The organism is Hahnella aquatica (SeqCode) (assembly GCF_965194505.1).
Taxonomy (GTDB): domain Bacteria; phylum Pseudomonadota; class Gammaproteobacteria; order Burkholderiales; family Burkholderiaceae_A; genus Hahnella; species Hahnella aquatica.
The window spans coordinates 619,520-641,538 of the sequence record NZ_OZ239144.1 but is presented as its reverse complement, the minus strand read 5'-3'; the positions used below and the strand labels follow the sequence as shown (position 1 = coordinate 641,538).

General features: G+C 63.3%; 23 protein-coding genes. 10 read left to right on the top strand and 13 right to left on the bottom strand.

Annotation, left to right across the window (positions count from 1 at the left end):
• Positions 1-68: 68 nt before the first annotated feature.
• The 3 genes from AC8GDA_RS03295 to AC8GDA_RS03285 are packed head-to-tail and all read left to right on the top strand — an operon-like array spanning position 69 to position 2,018.
• Positions 69-707: a tetratricopeptide repeat protein gene (locus AC8GDA_RS03295; protein ID WP_506556883.1), complete on the top strand. Its 639-nt coding sequence runs from the start codon at positions 69-71 to the stop codon at positions 705-707.
• Positions 708-721: 14 nt separating this feature from the next.
• Complete coding sequence (locus tag AC8GDA_RS03290; RefSeq protein WP_506556882.1) at positions 722-1,216, top strand: peptidylprolyl isomerase; 495 nt, start codon at positions 722-724, stop codon at positions 1,214-1,216.
• Positions 1,217-1,241: 25 nt separating this feature from the next.
• The gene (locus tag AC8GDA_RS03285) at positions 1,242-2,018 is read left to right on the top strand and encodes a UDP-2,3-diacylglucosamine diphosphatase (protein ID WP_506556881.1); all 777 of its coding nucleotides are present in this window, start codon (positions 1,242-1,244) and stop codon (positions 2,016-2,018) included.
• Here AC8GDA_RS03285 and cysE read toward each other — a convergent pair.
• Positions 1,956-2,690 (bottom strand): serine O-acetyltransferase, encoded by a 735-nt coding sequence (cysE, locus tag AC8GDA_RS03280; RefSeq protein ID WP_506556880.1) that lies wholly within the window; start codon positions 2,688-2,690, stop codon positions 1,956-1,958. The two genes, AC8GDA_RS03285 and cysE, sit on opposite strands and share 63 nt — an antisense overlap.
• 12 nt (positions 2,691-2,702) lie before the next feature.
• Entirely contained in the window at positions 2,703-3,479 is a 777-nt protein-coding gene (locus AC8GDA_RS03275; RefSeq protein ID WP_506556879.1) for an RNA methyltransferase, read from the bottom strand.
• Positions 3,480-3,567: 88 nt separating this feature from the next.
• Between AC8GDA_RS03275 and AC8GDA_RS03270 the strand changes: the two genes are divergently transcribed.
• From AC8GDA_RS03270 to AC8GDA_RS03255, 4 genes are all read left to right on the top strand, one after another.
• Complete coding sequence (locus AC8GDA_RS03270) at positions 3,568-4,374, top strand: inositol monophosphatase family protein (protein ID WP_506556878.1); 807 nt, start codon at positions 3,568-3,570, stop codon at positions 4,372-4,374.
• The gene (gene mutS / locus AC8GDA_RS03265) at positions 4,371-6,803 is read left to right on the top strand and encodes a DNA mismatch repair protein MutS (protein ID WP_506556877.1); all 2,433 of its coding nucleotides are present in this window, start codon (positions 4,371-4,373) and stop codon (positions 6,801-6,803) included. The genes AC8GDA_RS03270 and mutS overlap by 4 nt, the downstream gene beginning before the upstream one ends.
• Positions 6,800-8,008: a JmjC domain-containing protein gene (locus AC8GDA_RS03260; RefSeq protein WP_506556876.1), complete on the top strand. Its 1,209-nt coding sequence runs from the start codon at positions 6,800-6,802 to the stop codon at positions 8,006-8,008. Before mutS ends, AC8GDA_RS03260 begins: the two co-directional genes overlap by 4 nt.
• Positions 8,009-8,086: 78 nt before the next feature.
• On the top strand, positions 8,087-8,293 hold the full coding sequence (locus AC8GDA_RS03255) for a hypothetical protein (protein ID WP_506556875.1): 207 nt from the start codon (positions 8,087-8,089) through the stop codon (positions 8,291-8,293).
• Between the two features lie 71 nt (positions 8,294-8,364).
• Here AC8GDA_RS03255 and AC8GDA_RS03250 read toward each other — a convergent pair whose 3' ends face one another.
• From AC8GDA_RS03250 to AC8GDA_RS03230, 5 genes are read right to left on the bottom strand one after another with little or no spacing between them, the layout of a single operon-like run.
• The gene (locus tag AC8GDA_RS03250; RefSeq protein WP_506556874.1) at positions 8,365-9,144 is read right to left on the bottom strand and encodes an MBL fold metallo-hydrolase; all 780 of its coding nucleotides are present in this window, start codon (positions 9,142-9,144) and stop codon (positions 8,365-8,367) included.
• Positions 9,145-9,149: 5 nt separating this feature from the next.
• Positions 9,150-10,256, bottom strand: a complete 1,107-nt coding sequence (gene bamC, locus AC8GDA_RS03245) for an NlpB/DapX family lipoprotein (RefSeq protein WP_506556873.1) — start codon at positions 10,254-10,256, stop codon at positions 9,150-9,152.
• Entirely contained in the window at positions 10,253-11,137 is an 885-nt protein-coding gene (gene dapA, locus AC8GDA_RS03240; RefSeq protein ID WP_506556872.1) for a 4-hydroxy-tetrahydrodipicolinate synthase, read from the bottom strand. Before dapA ends, bamC begins: the two co-directional genes overlap by 4 nt.
• A 21-nt stretch (positions 11,138-11,158) precedes the next feature.
• The gene (locus AC8GDA_RS03235) at positions 11,159-12,361 is read right to left on the bottom strand and encodes a tryptophan--tRNA ligase (protein WP_506556871.1); all 1,203 of its coding nucleotides are present in this window, start codon (positions 12,359-12,361) and stop codon (positions 11,159-11,161) included.
• 15 nt (positions 12,362-12,376) lie between these two features.
• Positions 12,377-13,225: a PHP domain-containing protein gene (locus AC8GDA_RS03230; RefSeq protein WP_506556870.1), complete on the bottom strand. Its 849-nt coding sequence runs from the start codon at positions 13,223-13,225 to the stop codon at positions 12,377-12,379.
• 47 nt (positions 13,226-13,272) lie between these two features.
• Between AC8GDA_RS03230 and AC8GDA_RS03225 the strand changes: the two genes are divergently transcribed.
• On the top strand, positions 13,273-13,800 hold the full coding sequence (locus AC8GDA_RS03225; protein WP_506556869.1) for a gamma carbonic anhydrase family protein: 528 nt from the start codon (positions 13,273-13,275) through the stop codon (positions 13,798-13,800).
• Positions 13,797-14,747, top strand: coding sequence for an Hsp33 family molecular chaperone HslO (gene hslO, locus AC8GDA_RS03220; RefSeq protein WP_506556868.1), 951 nt, complete (start codon positions 13,797-13,799; stop codon positions 14,745-14,747). Before AC8GDA_RS03225 ends, hslO begins: the two co-directional genes overlap by 4 nt.
• Here hslO and AC8GDA_RS03215 read toward each other — a convergent pair.
• From AC8GDA_RS03215 to AC8GDA_RS03190, 6 genes are all read right to left on the bottom strand, one after another.
• Positions 14,689-15,051, bottom strand: a complete 363-nt coding sequence (locus tag AC8GDA_RS03215; RefSeq protein WP_506556867.1) for a septum formation initiator family protein — start codon at positions 15,049-15,051, stop codon at positions 14,689-14,691. The two genes, hslO and AC8GDA_RS03215, sit on opposite strands and share 59 nt — an antisense overlap.
• A 6-nt stretch (positions 15,052-15,057) precedes the next feature.
• The gene (gene eno, locus AC8GDA_RS03210) at positions 15,058-16,350 is read right to left on the bottom strand and encodes a phosphopyruvate hydratase (RefSeq protein ID WP_506556866.1); all 1,293 of its coding nucleotides are present in this window, start codon (positions 16,348-16,350) and stop codon (positions 15,058-15,060) included.
• A gap of 15 nt (positions 16,351-16,365) precedes the next feature.
• On the bottom strand, positions 16,366-17,220 hold the full coding sequence (gene kdsA / locus AC8GDA_RS03205) for a 3-deoxy-8-phosphooctulonate synthase (RefSeq protein ID WP_506556865.1): 855 nt from the start codon (positions 17,218-17,220) through the stop codon (positions 16,366-16,368).
• The gene (gene pyrG, locus AC8GDA_RS03200) at positions 17,217-18,869 is read right to left on the bottom strand and encodes a CTP synthase (RefSeq protein WP_506556864.1); all 1,653 of its coding nucleotides are present in this window, start codon (positions 18,867-18,869) and stop codon (positions 17,217-17,219) included. The genes kdsA and pyrG overlap by 4 nt, the downstream gene beginning before the upstream one ends.
• A 70-nt stretch (positions 18,870-18,939) precedes the next feature.
• Positions 18,940-19,581 carry a 3-oxoacid CoA-transferase subunit B gene (locus tag AC8GDA_RS03195; protein WP_506556863.1) on the bottom strand — a complete coding sequence of 214 codons (642 nt, stop codon included), beginning with the start codon at positions 19,579-19,581 and terminating at the stop codon, positions 18,940-18,942.
• A 26-nt stretch (positions 19,582-19,607) separates the two neighbouring features.
• Entirely contained in the window at positions 19,608-20,306 is a 699-nt protein-coding gene (locus AC8GDA_RS03190; RefSeq protein ID WP_506556862.1) for a CoA transferase subunit A, read from the bottom strand.
• 45 nt (positions 20,307-20,351) lie between these two features.
• Here AC8GDA_RS03190 and AC8GDA_RS03185 point away from each other — a divergent pair, with 45 nt between their 5' ends.
• Positions 20,352-22,016 carry an electron transfer flavoprotein-ubiquinone oxidoreductase gene (locus tag AC8GDA_RS03185; RefSeq protein ID WP_506556861.1) on the top strand — a complete coding sequence of 555 codons (1,665 nt, stop codon included), beginning with the start codon at positions 20,352-20,354 and terminating at the stop codon, positions 22,014-22,016.
• Positions 22,017-22,019: the final 3 nt, after the last annotated feature.

Here is a 22,019-nt window from a genome sequence, read left to right as displayed (position 1 = left end):
GGTGTTGAAAATCTTCAAGAATTCACCGTGCTAGACTGCCGAAAGTTATGTCAGAGACTCCGCATTCTATGGCCAACCCTCCTCACGTGGCGCATCAAATCCTTCGGCACCTTCTGATCTCGTTGCTGCTGGTGTCCCCGATGGCCATCGCCCAGACCCTCTCGAACACCACGAGTGGCAACCCGCCCCGAACAGCTCCCGCGGTCGCGCCCGACCTCACCCGAACCATCGAGTTCATTGAACTTCGCCGGTTCGATGAGGCCCGCGAGAAGATCAACAATGCGCTGTCGTCCAAGCCACGAGATGCCCAATGGCGCTTTCTCGAGGCCGTGCTGTTGAGCGAGACCAACCAGGACCGCGAGGCCATTGATGCCTTCGAGGCCCTCACAGAAGAGTTCCCGGAACTGGCCGAGCCCTATAACAACCTGGCCGTGCTCTACCTGCGTTGCAATGAGCCGCTTCGGGCCCAGCAGGCCCTGGAACGGGCTATCCTGAACCGGCCCGGCTATGCGCTGGCCTACGAGAACCTTGGCGATCTGCATGCCAAGCTCGCCCTAGACGCCTACCAAAAAGGGCTCAAGGCCCGTGGCCCCTCCCCTTTTTTGTCTGCCAAACGGCGACACCTGCTCGAGCTGCCTTCACCCGCACCGCTTGGGCTTCAGACCAGACCACCCGCGGGCGCCCGCCCGTCCTCCCCCGCCAATTAAGCAAAGGAATCAGCATGGTTGAACTCCAGACCAGCATGGGTCGCATCACCCTTCGGCTCGATGCCAAGAAGGCCCCCAAGACCGTTGAGAACTTCGTCACCTACGTGAAGGATGGCCACTTCGACGGCACCATTTTTCATCGGGTGATCAATGGCTTCATGATCCAAGGCGGTGGCTTTGATGCCAAGATGGTCCAGAAGCCCACCCGCGACACCATTGAGAACGAGGCCGACAATGGCCTGCAGAACAAGGCCTACACCATTGCCATGGCCCGCACGAGCGAGCCCCATTCGGCCAGCGCACAGTTCTTCATCAACGTGGCCGACAACGAATTCCTCAACTTTAAGGCACCCACCGGCAATGGCTGGGGTTACGCCGTCTTTGGCGAAGTGGTCGACGGCAAGGATGTCGTCGATCAGATCAAGGCCGTGAAGACCAGCAACAGTGGCTTTCATCAAGATGTGCCGGTCGAGCCCGTGCTGATCGAAAAGGCCACGGTCATCGACTAAGGCCAGGCAGGCAGGCCCAGGCCCCATGGCCCACACCCTGAGCCTGTCGCAAGAGGGTCGGGCGCTCTTGGCCTCAGACATTCATCTGTCCTCGGAGCAACCAGACCTCACGGCCTGCTTCCTTCAGTGGCTGGAAACCGCCCAGTCACTTCGGCCAGATTGGCTCATTCTGATGGGCGACCTCATGGATGCCTGGGTCGGTGACGACCAGATGCATGTGGTCGGGCCCGAGGGCCAACTCTGGGCGAGCCTTGCAGAAGCCTTGCATCGGCACGCAGCCCAGGGCACCCAGATTGGCCTGGTGGTGGGCAACCGAGATTTCCTCATGGGCGAGCTCGCAGCCCAAAGCCTCGGGGCTCAATTGCTGGGCGACTGGGTGCGAGCAGAGCACCCCAGCATCGGCACGGCCCTGCTCTGCCATGGCGACCAACTCTGTCTGGATGACACCGACTACCAGGCCTTTCGCAGCCTCGTGCGGGCCAAGGATTGGCAACAGGCGTTTCTCTCAAGAAGCCTGGAGGACCGCATGGCGCAGGCCCGGGCGTTGCGATCGCAGAGTGAGCACGAGAAGCAACTCAAACAGCCCGAGATCATGGACATCCAGCCGCAGGCGGCCATGGCCGCCCTGGACGCGCACGCCTGCGATCTGCTAATTCATGGCCATACGCACCGACCCGGCTGCGATGCCCTGCCCGATGGCCGAACCCGTTGGGTGCTGCCCGACTGGTCCGCGCCACCCTCAGGACGGGGTGGAGGGCTCCTGATCGACCGTCGCGGCGTTGTTGTTCAGCCGCTTTTCTAGAGCTGCAATCAGGCGCTGCTGCTCGGCCACAGCATGGGCGAGCATGGCCAACTGTGCATCGCGCGGGTCCTGCGCGTCTTCTGTGACGCCATAGGCGGCAAAGGCACGGCTTCCAACGCGTTGCTCACTGAGTGAGTCGGCCTTGCCGTCTCCCACCGGGCGCGCTGGAATGCCCACCACCGTGGCGCCTTCGGGCACTGCAGCCACGACAACCGAGTTTGAGCCCACCTTCGCACCTTCCCCAACGGTAAACGGGCCCAGTACCTTTGCGCCGGCACCAACCACCACGCGCGGGCCCAGGGTCGGGTGACGCTTCTCTCCCTTGGTGAGCGAGGTGCCGCCGAGGGTCACGCCCTGATAAATGGTGCAGTCATCACCCAGTTCTGCCGTCTCACCAATGACCACGCCCATGCCATGGTCGATGAAGACCCGCCGACCGATTCGCGCACCGGGATGAATCTCAATGCCCGTGATCCAGCGCGAGAGCATGGCCAAGAATCGGGCCAGCCAACGGAAGGGGCCCAGGTTGCTCTGCCAGAGGCCATGAGAGAGCCGATGAAACCAAATGGCATGTAAGCCGGGATAACAGGTGAGCACCTCGAACCACGTGCGCGCGGCCGGGTCTCGGCTGAGGATGGCCTCGATGTCTTCAGAGAATCGTTGAAAGGGCATCGGGCAAGACTATCAGAGGTTCTTCTCGAGGTCTGAGCACAGGCCTCGGAGCATCTGCACCTCGTCCTCGAGCAGGCCTGCCCGCGCAAAGAGGCGGCGCAGCCGCTCATCCATGCGCCCCGGGGCTGTGGGCGACAAGGTGCCCACACGCTCGGCCACCGACATGAGATGCGCATGCAGCCCTTCCACCGCACCCTGCGAGGCGGCAATGGCCGTGGGACGGCCCGCGCCCGGGGTGGTGGGCAGGCCCAGCGGAAGATTCAATTGAGCACGGGCTGCACGGCGCACCGCATGGGCCACCACCTGCACCGCCTGCGACAGATTGAGCGAGCCAAACCGTGGGCTCACATCCAGGCTGCACACACGCTGGCACTTGAGCACATGGGCATTGGAGAGCCCAGAGCGCTCCGGGCCAAAGACGAGGCTGGCCGATTCCGTGGGATGGGCTGCAAGCCATGCCAGCATCTCTTCGATGCCCTGATCGAGGGTGACACGCGGGGGCTCAAACTCGCGCGGCCGCGCGGTGAGTGCCAGGCTCCAGCGCACGTCCGACTGAAGCTCGTCAAAGGGCGCGTAGACCACGGGCTGCATCACCGCATCCGCTCCAGCAGCCATCGCCACGGCCTGCGGGTCGAGGTGCATGTCCGCGGCCACGGGGTCGGCCACCTGACAATGGGCAAAACCCATGGTGGCCAGGGCCCGAAGACTCGCACCCACATTGCCGGGGTGGGTGGGCGAGACAAGGGTGACACGCACGCGGCCCAGAAGGCCTTCGAGTGGATCAGGCAAGGATGCAGTCAAATTCACGGCAAAGGACTCCGAGAAGGGGGGACGCAGGCAGTAAACTAGTGGGCTGCTCTTTCTACAGCCTATTGTCATGCATCCGATGCTCAACACCGCGGTCAAGGCCGCTCGTCGCGCCGGCGCGATCATCAACCGCGCCAGTCTCGACATCGACCGTCTGCGGGTGTCTCGAAAAGACCAAAACGATTTCGTCACCGAGGTCGACCAGGCCTGCGAGGCCGCCATCATCGAGATCCTCTCGACCGCCTACCCGGGCCACGGCTTTCTGGGTGAGGAGACCGGTCTCACCCTCGGTGGCAAGCCCATCGAGGATCGGCCCGACAACCTCTGGATCATCGACCCCCTCGACGGCACCACCAACTTCATTCATGGCATGCCGGTCTATGGGGTGTCCATCGCCCTCATGCAAAAAGAGCAGATCACCCAGGCGGTGGTCTACGACCCAAGCCGCGATGAACTCTTCGTGGCCTCCAAAGGCAAAGGCGCCTACCTCAACGATCGTCGCCTGCGGGTCTCCAAGCGTGACCGGCTCGATGAGTCTCTGATTGGCACTGGATTCCCATTCAAACGACAAGAGCAGATCGATGCCTACTTGTCCATGTTCAAGCAAGTCAGCAGCAGGGCTGCGGGCCTACGCAGGCCGGGGGCTGCCGCCATCGACCTGGCCTATGTGGCGGCCGGCCGTTACGACGGCTTCTTTGAGATGGGACTCATGCCCTGGGATGCTGCAGCAGGCAGCCTGCTGGTCACCGAGGCCGGCGGCTACGTTGGAAATTTCCAGGGCGAGGGCGACTTCCTCTTTAACGAAAACATCATCGCGGCCAATCCGAAGGTCTTCGCAGCCTTGGTCTCCATCCTGTCCGCCTACCGGACAACATGACAGACCTCAGCGGCCACACGCCGATGATGCAGCAGTTCCTGCGCATCAAGGCCACGGTGCCCGATGCCCTCCTCTTCTATCGGATGGGCGACTTCTACGAGCTCTTTTTCGAGGATGCCGAACAGGCTGCACGACTGCTGGGCATCACGCTGACCCAGCGCGGCCAGAGCGCAGGCCAGCCGGTGGTGATGGCCGGTGTCCCGGTGCATGCCTCTGAGGCCTATCTGGCCAAGTTGCTCAAGGCCGGGCACACCGTGGCCATCTGCGAGCAGGTGGGCGAGGTCGGCAGCGGAAAAGGGCCTGTCGCACGGGAAGTGGTGCGAATCGCCACACCAGGCACCCTCTCCGAAGAGGGGCTGTTGCCCGAGCGCTCCACAGCATGGCTTGCGGGCATCTCCCCCTGCGGCGGTGCCCTGGTCTGGTTCGATGTCTCCACTGGCGCGCTGCACTGGGCGCTGGTCAACGATTCCAACCGCGACGAACTGCTCGATCGGCTCGAGCCCGTGGAGCTGCTGCTCCCCGATCGGGGGCCACGTCATCAACCACTCTTCACGCGCTGGGCGGCCCGCGAGCATCCCCCATGGCTTTTTGATGCCGAGATGGGTCGACAACTGCTCATGCGGCGGCTGGCCGTGCGCTCGCTTCATGCCTTTGAACTCGACGCCCACCCCCAGGCCCTGGCCTGCATGGGCGCCGTGCTGGGCTATGCAGAGCGCAGTCTGGGCCGGCCACTGCTGCACCTGCAGGCCCCCAGGCGCGAATCGCCATCCTCTCAGGTTGAACTCGACAGCGTGGCCAGGCGCACCCTCGAGCTCACCCAGACCGTGATCTCGTCGGGCGAGGATGCAAGCCTGCTGGCGGCCATTGACAAGACCTTGACCTCGGCCGGTGGCCGTCAATTGCGTGAATGGCTGCTGGCCCCGAGCCGAGACAATGCACTGCTCATGACGCGACAAGAGGCCCTGCGCTGGCTCTGCGGTGAGACCCCAGGGCAGGCTGAGCAATCGGCCCCAGCACCACTCGAAGCCGTGCGAACCCATCTGCGGCCCATCTTTGACATCGGACGACTCGCCGCCCGCATTGCCCTTCGCCAGGCCAAGCCGAGAGACCTCACCAGCCTGGCCCAATCACTGCGCGGCCTGACACCGCTGGCCCGTGCGCTCTCAGGCACCTCATCGGGCCTGCTGGGCCAGCTGGCATCGCAGCTCAGCAGCACCACCGCAGCAGCCACGGCGGCCTCCATCGAGGCCACGCTGGCCGATAGCCCCTCGGTGCAACTGCGAGACGGTGGCGTCATTCGTGCGGGCGTGGATGCAGAACTCGATGGCCTTCGGGCCATTCAGACCGATGGCAGCAGCCAGCTGCTGGCCCTTGAGGCCCAGGAGCGAGCGCAGAGCGGGATTGCCAACCTTCGGGTGGGATTTTCCAGTGTGCACGGCTATTACTTCGAGGTGACTGCTGGTCAGCTGGAAAAGGTACCCGCTCACTTTCAAAGACGACAGACCCTCAAGAACGCCGAGCGTTTCATCACGCCGGCGCTCAAGGCTTATGAGGACAAGGCACTCTCCGCCCAAGAGCGGGCACTGGCCATGGAGAAACTGCTCTATGAGCGGCTGCTCGATGAACTGGTGCCCTCGGTTGCAGACCTACAAGCCGTGGCCCAGGCCACTGCAACACTCGATGCCCTGGCCAGCACGGCCATGCTCATGCACGACCTCCACTGGGTGCTTCCCACCCTCACAGAAGGGGCAGAGGTCGAGATTCATGCCGGACGTCACCCCGTGCTCTGCCAGCGCATGTCCGACTTTGTGGCCAACGACACCACGCTCTCGGCCGAGCGACGCCTGCTGCTGATCACCGGACCGAACATGGGTGGGAAATCGACCTACATGCGGCAGACGGCCCTCGCGGTGATCCTCGCCCGCATGGGTGCACCCATTCCCGCCAGCCAGGCACGCATTGGCCAGATCGATCGCATCTTCACGCGCATTGGGGCTGCAGACGACCTGGCCGGTGGCCGCTCCACCTTCATGGTGGAGATGACCGAGGCCGCACTCATCCTGCACCGCTCTGGCCCAAACAGCCTGGTGCTCATGGATGAAATCGGGCGTGGCACCTCCACCGTCGATGGCCTGGCCCTGGCACATGCCATTGCCACAAGCCTGGCCAAGGACAACCGCTGCCTGTGCCTATTCGCCACCCATTATTTTGAACTCACAGGCCTGCCCCAGCAGGTGCAGGGCGCTGTAAACCTGCATGTGCGTGCCATGGAACACGAGGACAAGATCATCTTTCTTCACCGCATCGAAGCAGGCCCAGCAAGCCAGAGCTTCGGACTGGAGGTGGCCCGCCTGGCCGGCCTGCCCGAGACTGTGATTCGTCGGGCCAAACAACTTCAGAACCAGCCCTCGCAGCTGGGGCTCTTTTGAAGATTCACCGCCCCCTGCCATGGCTGGGCGGCCTCACCGCCAGCGAATTCATGCGAAGGCACTGGCAGCGCAAGCCCTTGTTTGTCAAGGCTGCATTCCCACGCTGGCGCACCGAGCCACCACCCGTTAGCGCAGACCGACTGCTCGAGCTCTTTGATGAGGGCTTGCTTCCCAGCCGTCTGCTCTTGCCCGATGGCCGACTGCTGCATGGGCCCTTGCCCGCCAGCCGCCTACCCAAACCCTCGCGACGCCATTGGACGGTTCTCGTGCAGCAGATCAACACGGCCGACCAGGCCGCAGACGAGTTTCTCAACGCCTTCCGATTCGTTCCAGAGGCGCGGCTCGATGACCTGATGATCAGCCTGGCCTCTGAGGGGGGCGGCATTGGAGCTCATGTGGATTCCTACGATGTCTTCCTGATCCAGGCCCAAGGCATTCGACAATGGGAGATCGCCCGCGCATTCGACCCCGCACTCGACCCATCTGCAAGCATGCGCGTGCTTCAACACTTCGAGGCGGAGCAGTCATGGGCCTGTGAGCCCGGCGACTTGCTCTACCTGCCGCCCGGTGTTGCCCATCGGGGCACCGCGCGCACACCCGGGTGCATGACCTACTCGGTTGGCTTTCGCACCGTGGATCCGCTGCAGGTGGCCGATGAAGCCTTTGCCCAGCGGGCCGATGTGCAGTCCAGCGCATCGTCTGCCGCCGCACCAGACCCGTGGCTCAAGGCCACCAGTCGGCCAGGCGAGATCCCGGAGGCTCTGATGGAGAGCCTGCTGGCGCAGGCGCAGGCGCAACTGCCCACCCGCTCGGACCTTCAACGGGCCCTGCTCATCAAGCTCTCGGAGCCCCACCCCGAGGTGTTCTGGGCTCCTCCGCGACCCATCAGCCTGACAACATTCCGCAAGCGACTGGCCAGTGGACAGCGGCTCGCGCTTCGGCCCGGTGCCCGACTGCTGGTCTGGAAGCGCCAGGCTGCGGCCAACGGCGAGCTTCTTGCGCTCGATGCGCTGGACAAGGCGGCACGAACCGTTGCCCGTCAGCAGCTCATTGCGCTGGCCAATGGCCGTGAACTAAACCCTGATTGCTGCCTCGCAATAAGCGAGACCGAAACAATTGCTCAAATATTTTTGCCGTTATTTCTCGACGGAACGATCGAATTTCGCCGGCGATCAGCCCCCAAGAGGTCAGTAGACGCGCTATGATGTGGGTCGGTGATTGCAGATATGCTGTTGTGCAACACCATTGTTCATAACCTCACTCACTGATTCAAGGAAATAAAAATGACCAAGTCAATCCTCGTGGCCGCTCTGTTTGCTGTTGGCCTGGCCGCATGTGGCAAGAAAGAACAAGCTGCTGCTCCCGCTCCCGCTGCTGCTCCTGCTGCTGCCCCAGCAGCCACCGAGCAGAAGCCTGCTGATGCTGCTGCGCCCGCCGCTGCACCTGCTGCCGCTCCCACTGCTGCTCCTGCTGCTGCCCCAGCCAAGTAATTCAGCGTTGTACAACAAAAAAGGCAAGGGTGACCTTGCCTTTTTTGTTGCCTGATCGAGTCGGTGCCCGACTAACACAGCGCCACCCAGTCGAGCCCTTCATGCTGAGACGCGCACCGAAAGTGCGCCTGCAGCAGGTCGAGCCCCGTCACGCTCTCGATCACCAGCTCCGGGCTGTTGTTCTGTCGACTGAGGTGGGCAGCAATGACATGCTGCAGGCGGGGCGAGCAGACCGCTGACAAGACCTCGGCAGAGGCCCGATTCGACAAATGCCCGTAAGGCCCATCGATGCGACTCTTGAGGCTCGCAGGATAGTTGCCCTCCCGCAACAGGGTCTCGTCGTAATTAAATTCCAAGAAGATGGCATCGAGGCCCTCCAGGGCTGCCGTGAGGTGTGGCGTTTGATGGCCGAGATCGGTCACGATGGCCATGCGGTGCTGCGCATCCTCCAGCACCAAGGCCACAGGCTCTCTTGCGTCGTGCGGAACGGGAATGGGATTGATCGAGATGCCGTCGACCTGCAAAGACCGATGCGAGGACACACAGGCCACCGATACACCCGACCAAAAGTCGGGGCCCGCGGCGGTCACGGTGCCATGCGTGGCCAAGACAGGAATGTTGTGGGCCCGCGCCAATTTGGCGACCCCGCCAATGTGGTCGCCATGCTCATGGGTCACGTAAATGAAATCGATCGCAGCAGGCGAGAGACCGCGTTGTGCGAGCCTTGCCTCTGCCTCCCGAAGACCCAGCCCGCAGTCGACGAGAAATCGCACCGTTGCAGCACCACTGGCCTGCGCCTCCACCAGCAGGGCATTGCCCTCACTGCCGCTGCTCAGGCTGCAGAAACGCACGCGGCCTACTTCAACTGCTCGAACAGAACCGTGAGCACCCGCTGGGCATTGGCGTCGTTGATGGGCTGGCCGGTCTTGTTCAGCACCCGAATGACAGACTGATTGGCCTGACCGGTCACAGAGACCTGATACTGAACGGGATCGGTCGATGCGCTGGAGGAAAAGAGGCGTCCAAAAAAGCCCTTCTTGTCTTCCACCTGGGCGGTGGGGTCTCGGTAGCGAACATAGAAGATGCCCTTGGCACGGTCTCGATCTTCCACCGTAAAGCCAAGTCGATCGATGGCCACACCCACACGTCGCCAGGCGCGATCGAAGGATTCCGCCAGGTCGATCTGACTGCCTGCGGCTGTTTTCGAAATGTTGGCTGCTGCCAAGGCAGGAGCCGCCTCGGCCAACAGGCTCTTGGCGCGACTCTCGTCGGCACCGAGCCTCAGCATGATTCGCCGCAGGAAGTCTGCCTCGAGCTGACGGTCGGAGGGTCGGTTTGTCCAGGTGGTCTTGCTGTCGCTCGCCGAGGTGCTCGCAATCTCCAACAGGCCACGGTGGCTCACCGAAATCTCGGATTCCCCGTTGGAGAGGCGGTCTACCCGCATGCGAAATTTGTCTCGCTCTCCGGTGTCGTAGAGGCGATCAAAGACCTTGCCCAGCGTTCGCCGAAGGAAGTCCTCAGGAATCTTGGCACGATCTTCGGCCCAGTCCGTTTCGAGCAGGCCCGTCTCGGGGCTCTCGGTGGCGATCGCAAAGCCGGCGTCGAGCCAGAACTGGCGAAGCACCGGCCAGAGCTTCTCAGGGGCCTGGTTCACGATGAGCACGCGCTGCTCGCCCATGCGCTCAATGCGCATGCCGCTCACGGCCGGGAGCACCGGTGCGGCTGCAACCGGGCGAGGGCCACCACTTTGTTGGCGCTCGAACTCCGCGCGGCTCGCCACGCCCGAGGCCGGAAGCGCGAAGCGTTCATCCTTGGCAGGCCGCACGAGATCGGGCGGCACCTCGAGGGGCGTCTCTCGCTTGGCAGCGGACTGGTAATCCATGTCTTTGCCACCGAGCACACCGCAGCCCGTCAGCAGAGCAAGGCTGCAGAACGACACAACCGACAGACGAAAACGATTCATGAACAAACTCCATGCGCGCGCAGCGCTGACAAAATGATTTCTTGGGCGCCCGCGGATGGAGCCACCAAGGGCAGACGAACCCCCGCCTCCATGCGGCCCATGCGATGCAGGGCCCACTTCACGGGGATGGGGTTGGCCTCACAGAACATGGCCCGGTGCACGGGCATGAGGGCGAGATTCTGTTTTGCAACGGCACGTGCATCGCCGGCCAAGGCCGCCTCACAGAGCGTGGCCATTTCTTTGGGCAGCACATTGGCCGTGACCGAGATGTTGCCCTTGCCTCCCATGAGCATGAGCAGCGGTGCGGTGGGATCGTCTCCACTGTAGACACTGAAATGCGCGGGGGCCTCACGGATGAGCCACTGGCCCCGCTCGAGATTGCCCGTGGCGTCCTTGATGCCCACGATGTTGGGAATCTGGGCCAGCCGAATGGTGGTCTCGTGGGAGAGATCGGCCACCGTGCGGCCGGGCACGTTGTAGAGAATGTGTGGCATCGGCACGGCCTCGGCCACTGCTCGGAAGTGCTGGTAGAGACCTTCCTGGGTGGGCTTGTTGTAGTAAGGCACCACCTGCAGGGAGGCTTGCGCCCCAAGGCGATGAGCCTCTCGAGTGAGTTCGATGGCTTCGGCGGTGGCATTGGCCCCCGTGCCCGCAATGACAGGAATGCGACCCGCAGCCTGCTCCACGGCCACCTGAATGAGCTGCAGGTGTTCGTCGACATCCACCGTGGGAGACTCGCCCGTCGTGCCCACGGCCACAATGCCATGCGTACCGCTGGCCACATGCCAATCGATCAGGGCCCGAAAGGCAGCCAGATCAAGGCTTCCATCGGCCTTCATCGGGGTCACGATGGCCACCAGGCTTCCGACGATGGGGTTCATGAGACACGCACTCCTTGCACGCTATGAAAAATCGAGGCCCATGGCCTCACGGACATCTCGCATGGTCTGGCGGGCCAGGTCTCGTGCCCGCTCGCAGCCATCCGCAACAATATTCTTCACCAGGTCGAGGTCTTCCTCATAGGGCTTGGCCCGTGCCAGAAAAATGGCCTGCTCCTTGAGCACGGCATCGATGAGGGGCTGCTTGCAGTCGAGGCAGCCAATGCCTGCAGACTCGCAGCCCTCGCGTACCCATTTCTGTTGATCTTCATCGGAGTAGACCTGATGAAAGGCCCAGACCGGGCAGCGGTCGGGCTGACCAGGGTCGTGCCGACGAACCCGTGCCGGGTCGGTGGGCATGGTGCGAATGCGCTTGACGACCTGGTCTGGGTCCTCCCGCATGGCAATGGTGTTGCCGTAGCTCTTGGACATCTTTTGGCCATCGAGGCCAGGCATGCGCGAGGCCTCGGTGAGCAACGCCTGCGGCTCCACCAGAATGAGACGCCGCGCCCCCTCGAGGTAGCCAAACAGGCGCTCACGATCATCGACCGTGAGGTTCTGGGTGTCTTGCAGAATGGAGCGTGCCTGGGCCAATGCTTCTTCATCGCCCTGCTCCTGGAAACGGGTTCGAAGCTCGAGCAGCAGCTTGGCCCGCTTGCCCCCGAGCTTCTTGGCGGCCTGCTCGGCCTTTTCCTCAAAGCCTGGCTCGCGGCCATAGAGGTGGTTAAAGCGCCGGGCCACCTCTCGGGTGAGTTCGATGTGGGGGACCTGGTCTTCACCCACGGGCACCTGGCCTGCGCGGTAGATCAGGATGTCGGCCGACTGCAGCAGCGGGTAGCCCAGAAAGCCATAGGTGGAGAGGTCTTTCTCCGAGAGGCGTTCCTGCTGGTCTTTGTAGGTGGGCACACGCTCGAGCCATCCCAAGGGGGTGCACATCGAGAGCAAGAGATGCAGCTCGGCATGCTCGGGCACGCGCGACTGGATAAAGAGCGTGGACTGGGATGGATCCACCCCGGCGGCCAGCCAGTCGATGACCATCTCCCAGACACTCTCGCCAATGATGGATGGGTCTTCATAGTGGGTGGTGAGGGCATGCCAGTCGGCCACGAAAAACAGGCATTCGTACTCGGCCTGCAGCCGAACCCAATTCTTCAACACCCCATGGTAGTGACCCAGGTGAAGGGCACCTGTGGGCCTCATGCCCGAGAGGACGCGTTGGGGATACATAGAGCCCCGATTCTATCAGGGCAGCCAGTCTGCCCAGAGCGGCGCGGTGCCGTCTGGCAGGGCTGGTGCACGGCCGACATCGCACCGACTCTCGGTGGGGCAGTGAAAGTCGCTGCCACGCGAGGCCTTCAGGCCCAGTTCGATCGACAGCCGCTGGTAGCGACGGATCTCCTCCTGGCCATGGCTGCCTGTGGCCACCTCGATGGCCTGCCCGCCCAGGCCAATGAATTCCTGCATGAGGGCCCAGTGGGCGGTGGCCGAGAGTTTGTAGCGCGCCGGGTGCGCGAGCACCGGCGTTCCCCCTGCAGCCTGTATCCAGCCCATGGCATCGCCCAGGCTGGCCCACTGGTGAGGCACATAGCCCGGCTTGTTGGGGGTGAGGTAGCGGTCGAAGACATCCTGCATGTGGGTGCAGACCCCACGGGCCACCAAGGCCCGGGCGAAATGTGCGCGGCTCAGCAGGTTCGGCTTTCCCGCCAGGGCCAGCGCGTCCTCGAGCACCGAGGGGATGCCCTTGGCCACAAGGCCAGCATCCATGCGCTGGGCCCGCTCAAAGCGGGTGTCCTGCATGGCACGCAGGTTTCCAGCCAGGGCCGGATGGGTTTCATCAAAGCCCAGGCCCACCAGGTGGAGGGTCTCGCCACCCCAGGTGACGGAGATTTCCACCCCCGAGACAAAGCCAATGCCATGGTCGAGCGCAGAGGCCTTGGCCTCGGCCAGGCCATCCAAGGTGTCGTGGTCGGTGAGCGCCATGAGGCTCAGGCCATTGGCCCGCCCGCGGGCGGCCAGTTCGGAGGGTGCCACCACACCGTCGGAGGCGGTGGAGTGCATGTGGAGATCGACATTGATATCGTGGGGAACCATCTTGCTATTGTCTCGGATTCCGCCCCCATCGTCTAAGGCGATTCATCATGCCCATTCACTGCCTCGGGGCAGACCGCCCCCAGATTCACGAAACCGCCTACATTGCGCCGGGCGCCCAGGTCGTGGGCCGTGTGGCCCTCGCGGCCAACACCACCATCTGGTTCAACGCCGTGCTGCGCGGAGACAACGATCTGCTGCAGATTGGTGCGGGCACCAACATTCAAGATGGCGCGGTTCTGCATGCCGACCCCGGATTTCCCATCACGGTGGGTGAGCGTGTCACGATTGGCCACCAGGCCATGGTCCACGGCTGCACCATCGAGGATGAGAGCCTCATTGGCATCCAGGCCATCATCCTCAACGGCGCCCAGATCGGTGCCCACTGCATCATCGGGGCGGGTGCACTCATCACGGCTGGCACTGTGATTCCGCCCGGCAGCATGGTCCTGGGCAGCCCTGGCAAGGTCGTGCGCAGCCTGCGCCCGGATGAAATCGAGATGATTCAAGCCATTGCGAGGAGCTATGTCGAACGCGGCGAACGATTCCGATCGGCCTGCGAGGAGATCTCCCCATGACCAGCACACCAGGCCCTGAGCACGACCAGCTGGTGCGCCTGCTGATCCCCGCGGCCAACGCCCGCGTGCATGCGGTTCGGCTTCACCACAGTTGGCGTGACATCTGTGTTCGGCATCCGCAGGAGAAGGCGCCCGTGCTTGCACTGCTCGGTGAGATGACGGCGGCCAGCGCGCTGCTCAGCGCCTCGCTGAAGTACGAGGGCTCGGTCACCCTGCAAATTCACGGAGATGGGCCCGTGCGGCTCGCAGTGGCCGAGTGCAACGCCGGCATGGGCCTTCGAAGCACCGTGAAGCTTGCGAGCGATGCAGCCATCGGGGCCTCGGCCTCGCTGCGGGAACTCATCAACCAGTCGGGGCTGGGCCGCTTCAGCCTCATCCTCGACCCGATGCAGCCGCACCAGCAGCCCTATCAAGGCATTGTGTCTTTTGTGGGTGAGTCCCTCTCGGCGGCCATGGAGTCGTACATGATGCAGTCGGAACAACTGCCCTCTCGGCTCTGGCTTTTTGCACAGGTAGACGGAGTGGCCGGCCTGCTTTTGCAGCAGATGCCCCAAGAGGGGGGCAGTGGCGCCGGGGCGGCATCCGACCGGGACGAGGCCTGGCGGCGACTGGGTCTGCTGGCCGACACCTTGCGTGCCGAGGAACTGATTCAGGAAGACCTGCTCACGGTCATGCACAGGCTCTTTTGGGATGAATCGGCCAGGCTGCTCGAGGAGCGGCAACCTCGATTCGAATGCCCCTGTAACCGGGCCCGCGTGGGACGCATGCTCACCACGCTCGGCACCGAGGAGGTTGCCTCCATTCTCTCGGAGCAGCCCTCGGTGACCGTCACCTGCGACTTCTGCAACACGCCCTACCAGTTCGACGCAGTGGACTGCGCGAGGCTCTTTAACGATCCTTTGCCGGCGGAGCAGTCGACGCGGCCGGGGCCGCAGACCCCGCAGTAGTCGCCAGGCGGTCCGAGACCTGCACGAAGCGCTCTCCGGGGCGCATCAGGCCCATCTCATAGCGGGCGCGCTCCTCGGCAGCGACCAGACCCGACTGAAGGTCTCGCACCTCGGCCTCCAACTCCTGAATCTCTGACCGCTGGGCCGCAATGCGCTCAAGCCGCTCGTCATGGTCGGCCTGCATCTTCCAGACCTGAATCCAACCACCCTGCCCAAACCACAAGGGGAACTGCAGGGACAACACCCCCAAGAACAACCAGCCCGACACGCTTGGCCAACGCAGGCCACGGGGCAGTTTGATCATTGGTGATCAGCCCCGCGAACGCAGCTGGTAGAAGGCCTCTCGGCCGGGATAGCTGGCTGCATCGCCAAGGTCTTCCTCGATGCGCAGCAGCTGGTTGTACTTGGCCATGCGATCGGAGCGGGACAAGGAGCCTGTTTTAATCTGCAGGGCATTCGTGCCCACGGCGATGTCGGCAATGGTGGCGTCTTCCGACTCGCCCGACCGGTGAGAGACCACGGCGGTGTAGCCCGCACGCTTGGCCATCTCGATGGCTGCGAAGGTCTCGCTCAGGGTGCCGATCTGGTTGATCTTGATCAGGATGGAATTGGCAATGCCCTCGTCGATGCCCCGCCTGAGGATCTTGGTGTTGGTGACAAAGAGGTCGTCGCCCACGAGCTGAACCTTCTTGCCCAGCACCTCGGTGAGCCTGGCCCAGCCCGCCCAGTCATCCTCGGCACAGCCATCCTCGATCGACAGGATGGGGTACTTGTCACACCAAGTGGCCAGGACATCCACAAAGCCCTCGGCTGGCAGCGACAAGCCCTCTGCACCCAGCTCGTACTTGCCATTCTTGAAGAACTCCGAGCTCGCGCAGTCCAGGCCAAGGGCAATCTGGCGGCCAGGCTCGTAGCCGGCCTTCTCGATGGCCTTCAAGATGAGCTGAATGGCGGCCTCGTGGTCCTTCACGCTGGGGGCAAAGCCGCCCTCATCGCCCACGGCGGTGGACATGCCCTGGTCGTGAAGAAGAGCTTTCAAGGCATGAAAGACCTCGGCACCGTAACGCAGGGCCTCCCGAAAACTTGGGGCGCCCACGGGGATGATCATGAGCTCTTGAAGGTCGAGGTTGTTGTTGGCATGGGCCCCGCCATTGATGACATTCATCATGGGCACGGGCAATGCCATGGGACCGGAGCCACCAAAGTAGCGGTACAAGGGCAGCCCCGTCTCCTCGGCCGCAGCCCGGGCCGTGGCCATCGAAACAGCCAGCAGGGCATTGGCCCCAAGGCGCGACTTGTTCTCCGTGCCATCGAGGTCGATGAGGGTCTTGTCGATGAAGGCCTGCTCGGCGGCATCCAGGCCCATGAGCGCCTCGCCGATTTCGGTGTTGATGTGGCCCACGGCCTTGAGCACGCCCTTGCCCAGGTAGCGCGACTTGTCGCCGTCTCGCAGTTCGATGGCCTCGCGGGATCCGGTGGAGGCCCCGCTGGGCACAATGGCGCGGCCCATCACGCCCGACTCCAGCAGCACATCGCATTCCACGGTCGGGTTGCCTCGGCTGTCGAGCACCTCGCGGCCAATCAGATCAACAATCGCACTCACGGCATCACCTCCGGGTTAGGAAAACTGGGCTTCAAGAAAGGGCCTGGACTTCACCAGTCGATCGATCTCCACCAACTGCTCGAGCAGCGGCTGCATGAGGTGAAGCGGCACGGCATTGGGGCCATCCGACAGGGCCTTGGCCGGGTTGGGGTGGGTCTCCATGAAGAGGCCCGCCACCCCGACGCCCACGGCCGCACGGGCCAGGACCGGAACAAACTCCCGCTGGCCACCGCTGCTCGTGCCCTGCCCCCCAGGCAGCTGCACGGAGTGGGTGGCATCGAAGACCACCGGGCAGTCGGTCTCACGCATGATCGAGAGGCTTCGCATGTCGCTCACGAGGTTGTTGTAGCCAAAGCTCACACCACGCTCGCAGGCCAAAAATTTATCGGTCTCTTGCCCAGCCTCGGCGGCGGCCTCACGGGCCTTGTCGATGACATTCTTCATGTCATGGGGTGCGAGGAACTGGCCCTTCTTGATGTTCACCGGCCGGCCCGCCTGGGCCACGGCGCGAATGAAATCCGTCTGCCGGCACAAGAAGGCTGGGGTCTGGATGACATCGGCCACTGCACAGGCCTCTGGCAGTTCTTCAATGGCATGCACATCGGTGAGGATGGGCAGGCCGAGCTGGTCTTTCACGGTCTGCAGAATGCGCAGGCCCTCGGCCATGCCGGGGCCTCGAAAGGACTTGCCCGAGGAGCGGTTGGCCTTGTCGTAGCTCGACTTGAAGATGAGGTGAATGCCCAGGGGCTTGCAGATCTCCTGGAGACGGCCGGCCGTCTCGATCTGAAGGGCCTCCGACTCCACCACACAGGGCCCTGAAATCAGGAAGAAGGGATGGGCGAGGCCCACCTCGACGCCAACCAGTTTCATGCTGCACCTCCGGATTGTTTGGCCAGGGCCGCCTCGATGTAAGACCGAAAGAGCGGGTGACCATGGCGCGGTGTGGACGTGAACTCGGGGTGGAACTGAACCGCCACAAACCAAGGGTGCACCGATTCGGGCAACTCCACCATCTCCACCAGAGATTCATGCGGCGTTTCGGAACTGATGACCAGGCCCGCCTGCGCAATCTGGGGCTTGAGTGCATTGTTCACCTCGTAGCGGTGGCGATGCCGCTCAAAGACCTCGGGGCCATAAATTTGATGGGCCTTCGTGCCCGGCCGAATGGCGCAGCGTTGCGCGCCCAGGCGCATGGTGCCGCCGAGGTCGGAGGCCTCTGATCGGCTCTGGGTGCTGCCATCGGCCGAGACCCACTCGGTGATGAGTGCAATCACGGGATGGGGCGTGTCGGGCGCGAACTCGGTGGAATTGGCCTGCGCCAGGCCCGCCACATGCCGGGCGTACTCCACCACCGCAAGCTGCATGCCCAGGCAAATGCCGAGATACGGCACCTTGTTCACCCGCGCAAACTCAATGGCCTTGATCTTTCCCTCCACCCCACGCTTGCCAAAGCCGCCGGGCACCAGGATGGCATCGAAGCCCTCCAGCAGCGCCGTGCCCTGCTGCTCGATCGACTCGGAGTCGATGTACTCGATCTGGACCTTGGAGCGGGTGTGCAGGCCGGCATGGTGCAGGGCCTCGGTGAGTGACTTGTAAGACTCGGTGAGGTCGACATACTTGCCCACCATCGCCACGCGAACCGTTTTCAGCGGATTGTCCAGGCGCTCGACGAGGTCGTCCCAGACCGAGAGATCGGGCGGGCGGGCCTGCAGGCCGAGCATCTCGCAGATCTGATCGTCCACACCCTGCTCAAAGAGCATGCGTGGAATGCGATAGATGCTGTCGACATCGGCCACGGAGATCACGGCCTCGGTGGGCACATTGGAAAAGAGCGAGATCTTGTCGCGCTCATCGTCCGGGATCGAGCGGTCGGCACGACAGAAGAGCAGGTTCGGGCTGATGCCAATTTCGCGCAGCTTCTGAACCGAGTGCTGGGTGGGCTTGGTCTTGAGTTCACCGGCCGACGGAATATAGGGCACCAGGGTGAGGTGCACGAAGCAACTGCTGTTGCGGCCCTGCCGAAGACTGAGCTGACGAATGGCCTCGAGGAAGGGCAGCGACTCGATGTCGCCCACCGTGCCGCCAACCTCCACAATGGCCACATCGGGCGCATCGGGGGCATCCACACGGGCGCCCTTGAGAATGAAGGACTGGATCTCGTTGGTGATGTGCGGAATGACCTGCACGGTCTTGCCGAGGTACTCACCCCGGCGCTCCTTGCGCAGCACCGTGTCGTAGATTTGGCCCGTGGTGAAGTTGTTGTGCTTGCGGGTGCGGGAGTCGGTGAAGCGCTCGTAGTGGCCGAGGTCGAGGTCGGTCTCCGCGCCATCTTCCGTGACAAAGACCTCGCCGTGCTGGAAGGGGCTCATGGTGCCCGGGTCGACGTTGAGGTAGGGGTCCATCTTGATGATGGTGACCGACAGGCCACGAGATTCCAGCAGCGCGCCCATGGATGCAGCGGCGATGCCCTTGCCCAGTGAGGACACCACACCTCCAGTGACAAAAACAAACTTGGGCATCAGTACATCCGAGAGTGGAAAGCCAGATTATACCGATGGCGACCACCGACAACCCGCAACGCGCGCCTCGTCAGTGAATCAGCGTGCAGCCCGTCTTCTCTTGGAGCACTGACACCGACACATCGGGGGCACGCTCCAGGACGCGAAGGCCCTCTGCGCTCACCGCCATCACGGCCAAGTCGGTGATGATGAGGTCCACAGCCTGCACGGCCGTGACCGGCAATGTGCACGACTCGAGGATTTTGATGTCTTCGCCGCCATCCTTGCGTTTGGCCGTGTGCTCCATGAGCACGATGACCTTGGGCACGCCGGCCACCAGGTCCATGGCCCCGCCCATGCCCTTGACCATCTTGCCCGGGATCATCCAGTTGGCAAGGTCGCCCCGGGCCGAGACCTGCATGGCGCCCAGGATGGCCAGGTTGATGTGCCCGCCACGAATCATGGCAAAGGAGTCGGCGCTCGAGAAAATGGCCGAACCCGGCAAGGTGGTGACGGTCTGCTTGCTGGCATTGATTAGGTCGGCATCGACCTCATGATCGCGGGGATAGGGGCCAATGCCCAGCAGCCCGTTCTCCGACTGCAGCCAGACCTCGATGCCTGGTGGCACATGGTTGGCCACCATGGTGGGAATGCCAATGCCCAGGTTCACATAAAAGCCGTCTTGCAATTCCTGGGCCGCACGGGCGGCCATCTGATCTCGGGTCCAAGGCATGGTCTTGCGTCTCTCGTGTGGGGTGGTCAGGCTGGGCGTGTGGTGCGTTGCTCGATGGCCTTCTCGGGCTGCGGATTGCAGACCACCCGCTTCACGAAAATGCCCGGGGTATGAATCTCATCGGGGTCGAGCATGCCGTTCTCCACAATCTCCTCGACCTCTGCGATGGTCATGTGACTGGCCATGGCCACATTCGGATTGAAGTTGCGTGCCGTGAGCCGATAGACCAGGTTGCCTGCGCGGTCGGCCTTCCAGGCCTTCACCAGGGAAATGTCTGCAAAGAGGCTGCGCTCCATCACATACGACTGCCCATCGAACTCGCGCACCTCCTTGCCTTCGGAGACCACGGTGCCCACGCCAGTCTTTGTATAGAAGGCCGGAATGCCGGCACCACCCGCGCGCAGCTTCTCGGCCAATGTGCCCTGCGGGGTGAATTCAATCTCCAGTTCACCGGCCAGAAACTGCTGCTCAAGGATCTTGTTCTCGCCCACGTAGGACGAGGCCAGCCTGCGCACCTGGCGGGTCTGCAGGAGCTGGCCCAGCCCACGGTCATCGGTGCCCGCGGTGCCACAAATGACCGTGAGGTCTTTGGCGCCGAGGTCTCGAACCGCAGCAATGAGGGCCTCCGGAATGCCGCAGATGCCAAAGCCGCCCATGGCCAAGGTCATGCCGTCTGCCAGTACATCTTGTAGGGCTGCTCTCGCATCCGGATAAATCTTGTTCATCGTTCGCCCATAAAATGTGGTCGTGCTTAGAGTATCAGCCTCCTCATGACCCGCGAGTCCATGTCGTTTGATGTGGTGATCGTTGGCGCGGGCCCTGCGGGTCTCGCGGCGGCCATTCGTCTCAAGCAGGCGGGACTCGCCCAAGGCCGGGAGCCCTCGGTCTGCGTGATCGACAAATCGGCCAGCATCGGTGGCCATACCCTCTCGGGCGCAGTCATGGACCCGCGCGCCCTCACCGCGTTGCTGCCCGACTGGCAGGCCCGCGGTGCCCCCATGGGCGTGCCCGTCTCGGAGGATCAGTTCTGGTTTTTGTCGGCCCAGGCACACCGTGAGGTGCCACAGTGGCTGCTGCCCGCCTGTTTCAAGAACCATGGCAACCATGTGGTGCGGCTGTCTGCCGTGGTGGCCTGGCTGGGCGAGCAGGCCGAGGCACTGGGCGTGGAGGTCTATCCCGGCTTTGCAGCCACCGAGCTGCTCTACGACAACACAGGCCGCGTCACGGGTGTGGCCACGGGCGACATGGGCCTGGATGCCCAAGGCCAGCCCACGGCATCGCACCAGCCCGGCATGGAACTGCACGGCCAGTACACCCTGTTTGCCGAAGGCTCTCGGGGCCAACTGGGCCGCGAACTCATTGCGCGCTTTGGCCTTGATGCAAAGGCCGACCCTCAGACCTACGGCATTGGCCTCAAGGAAGTCTGGTCGGTCCGCCCAGAGGTCTCTCGGCCCGGCCGCGTGCTGCACACCGCAGGCTGGCCACTCGATGCTCAGACCTACGGGGGCGCCTTTGTCTACCACCTAGATCAGCACCAGGTGGCCATTGGCATGGTGGTGGGCCTGGGCTATCGGAACCCCTGGCTCTCCCCCTTTGAAGAGCTCCAGCGGCTCAAGCACCACCCCTCACTGCGGCCGCTCTTTGAGGGCGGCGAGCGCATTGGCTATGGGGCTCGCAGCATCACGGCCGGTGGCCTCAATAGCCTGCCCGAACTCTGCTTTCCAGGCGGCGCCCTGATTGGCTGCGAGGCGGGCTTCCTCAACCCAGCACGCATCAAGGGCAGCCATGCGGCCATTCACAGCGGCATGCTCGCCGCAGATGCCTGCCTTGAAGCCTTGGCACAGCCAAGCCCGCCTGCCCTGCTCGAGGCCTACCCCAAGGCCTTTCGAGCATCTTGGCTGCACGATGAACTCCACCGCGGGCGCAACTTCAAGCCCGCCATGGCCAAAGGCCTGTGGCTGGGCAGCCTGCTCTTTGGCATCGATCAGACCCTCTTTCGCGGTCGCGCACCCATCACCCTGCACCAACGCGCGCCAGACCACACCAAACTAGAGCCGGCCAGTGACCATGCACCCGTGGCCTACCCCAAGCCCGATGGAAAGATCAGTTTTGATCGGCCCTCATCGGTCTTTCTCACGGGCACGGCCCATGCCGACGGGCAGCCCTGCCACCTCACCCTGAAAGACGCCACAGTGCCGATGTCGGTGAACCTGGCCCGCTACGCCGGGCCAGAGGCGCGGTATTGCCCAGCCGGCGTGTATGAATACCTCGATGCCCAAGGCCATCCGGTGACCACGCCCGTGCCCGGTGCGCAGCTTCAGATCAATGCCCAGAACTGCATTCACTGCAAGACCTGTGACATCAAAGACCCCACCCAAAACATCGTCTGGGTGGCCCCCGAGGGCGGTGGTGGGCCGAACTACAACGGCCTTTAAAAA

Excerpts from the sequence above, each read along its gene's own strand:
- mutS (WP_506556877.1), top strand. The coding sequence starts at position 4,371 with ATGACAGACCTCAGCGGCCACACGCCGATGATGCAGCAGTTCCTGCGC.
- AC8GDA_RS03290 (WP_506556882.1), top strand. The coding sequence starts at position 722 with ATGGTTGAACTCCAGACCAGCATGGGTCGCATCACCCTTCGGCTCGAT.
- hslO (WP_506556868.1), top strand. The coding sequence starts at position 13,797 with ATGACCAGCACACCAGGCCCTGAGCACGACCAGCTGGTGCGCCTGCTG.
- AC8GDA_RS03255 (WP_506556875.1), top strand. The coding sequence starts at position 8,087 with ATGACCAAGTCAATCCTCGTGGCCGCTCTGTTTGCTGTTGGCCTGGCC.
- AC8GDA_RS03215 (WP_506556867.1), bottom strand. The coding sequence starts at position 15,051 with ATGATCAAACTGCCCCGTGGCCTGCGTTGGCCAAGCGTGTCGGGCTGG.
- kdsA (WP_506556865.1), bottom strand. The coding sequence starts at position 17,220 with ATGAAACTGGTTGGCGTCGAGGTGGGCCTCGCCCATCCCTTCTTCCTG.
- bamC (WP_506556873.1), bottom strand. The coding sequence starts at position 10,256 with ATGAATCGTTTTCGTCTGTCGGTTGTGTCGTTCTGCAGCCTTGCTCTG.
- AC8GDA_RS03185 (WP_506556861.1), top strand. The coding sequence starts at position 20,352 with ATGACCCGCGAGTCCATGTCGTTTGATGTGGTGATCGTTGGCGCGGGC.
- AC8GDA_RS03190 (WP_506556862.1), bottom strand. The coding sequence starts at position 20,306 with ATGAACAAGATTTATCCGGATGCGAGAGCAGCCCTACAAGATGTACTG.
- AC8GDA_RS03235 (WP_506556871.1), bottom strand. The coding sequence starts at position 12,361 with ATGTATCCCCAACGCGTCCTCTCGGGCATGAGGCCCACAGGTGCCCTT.
- AC8GDA_RS03225 (WP_506556869.1), top strand. The coding sequence starts at position 13,273 with ATGCCCATTCACTGCCTCGGGGCAGACCGCCCCCAGATTCACGAAACC.
- AC8GDA_RS03285 (WP_506556881.1), top strand. The coding sequence starts at position 1,242 with ATGGCCCACACCCTGAGCCTGTCGCAAGAGGGTCGGGCGCTCTTGGCC.
- cysE (WP_506556880.1), bottom strand. The coding sequence starts at position 2,690 with ATGCCCTTTCAACGATTCTCTGAAGACATCGAGGCCATCCTCAGCCGA.
- AC8GDA_RS03295 (WP_506556883.1), top strand. The coding sequence starts at position 69 with ATGGCCAACCCTCCTCACGTGGCGCATCAAATCCTTCGGCACCTTCTG.
- AC8GDA_RS03230 (WP_506556870.1), bottom strand. The coding sequence starts at position 13,225 with ATGGTTCCCCACGATATCAATGTCGATCTCCACATGCACTCCACCGCC.
- pyrG (WP_506556864.1), bottom strand. The coding sequence starts at position 18,869 with ATGCCCAAGTTTGTTTTTGTCACTGGAGGTGTGGTGTCCTCACTGGGC.
- dapA (WP_506556872.1), bottom strand. The coding sequence starts at position 11,137 with ATGAACCCCATCGTCGGAAGCCTGGTGGCCATCGTGACCCCGATGAAG.
- AC8GDA_RS03270 (WP_506556878.1), top strand. The coding sequence starts at position 3,568 with ATGCATCCGATGCTCAACACCGCGGTCAAGGCCGCTCGTCGCGCCGGC.
- AC8GDA_RS03195 (WP_506556863.1), bottom strand. The coding sequence starts at position 19,581 with ATGCCTTGGACCCGAGATCAGATGGCCGCCCGTGCGGCCCAGGAATTG.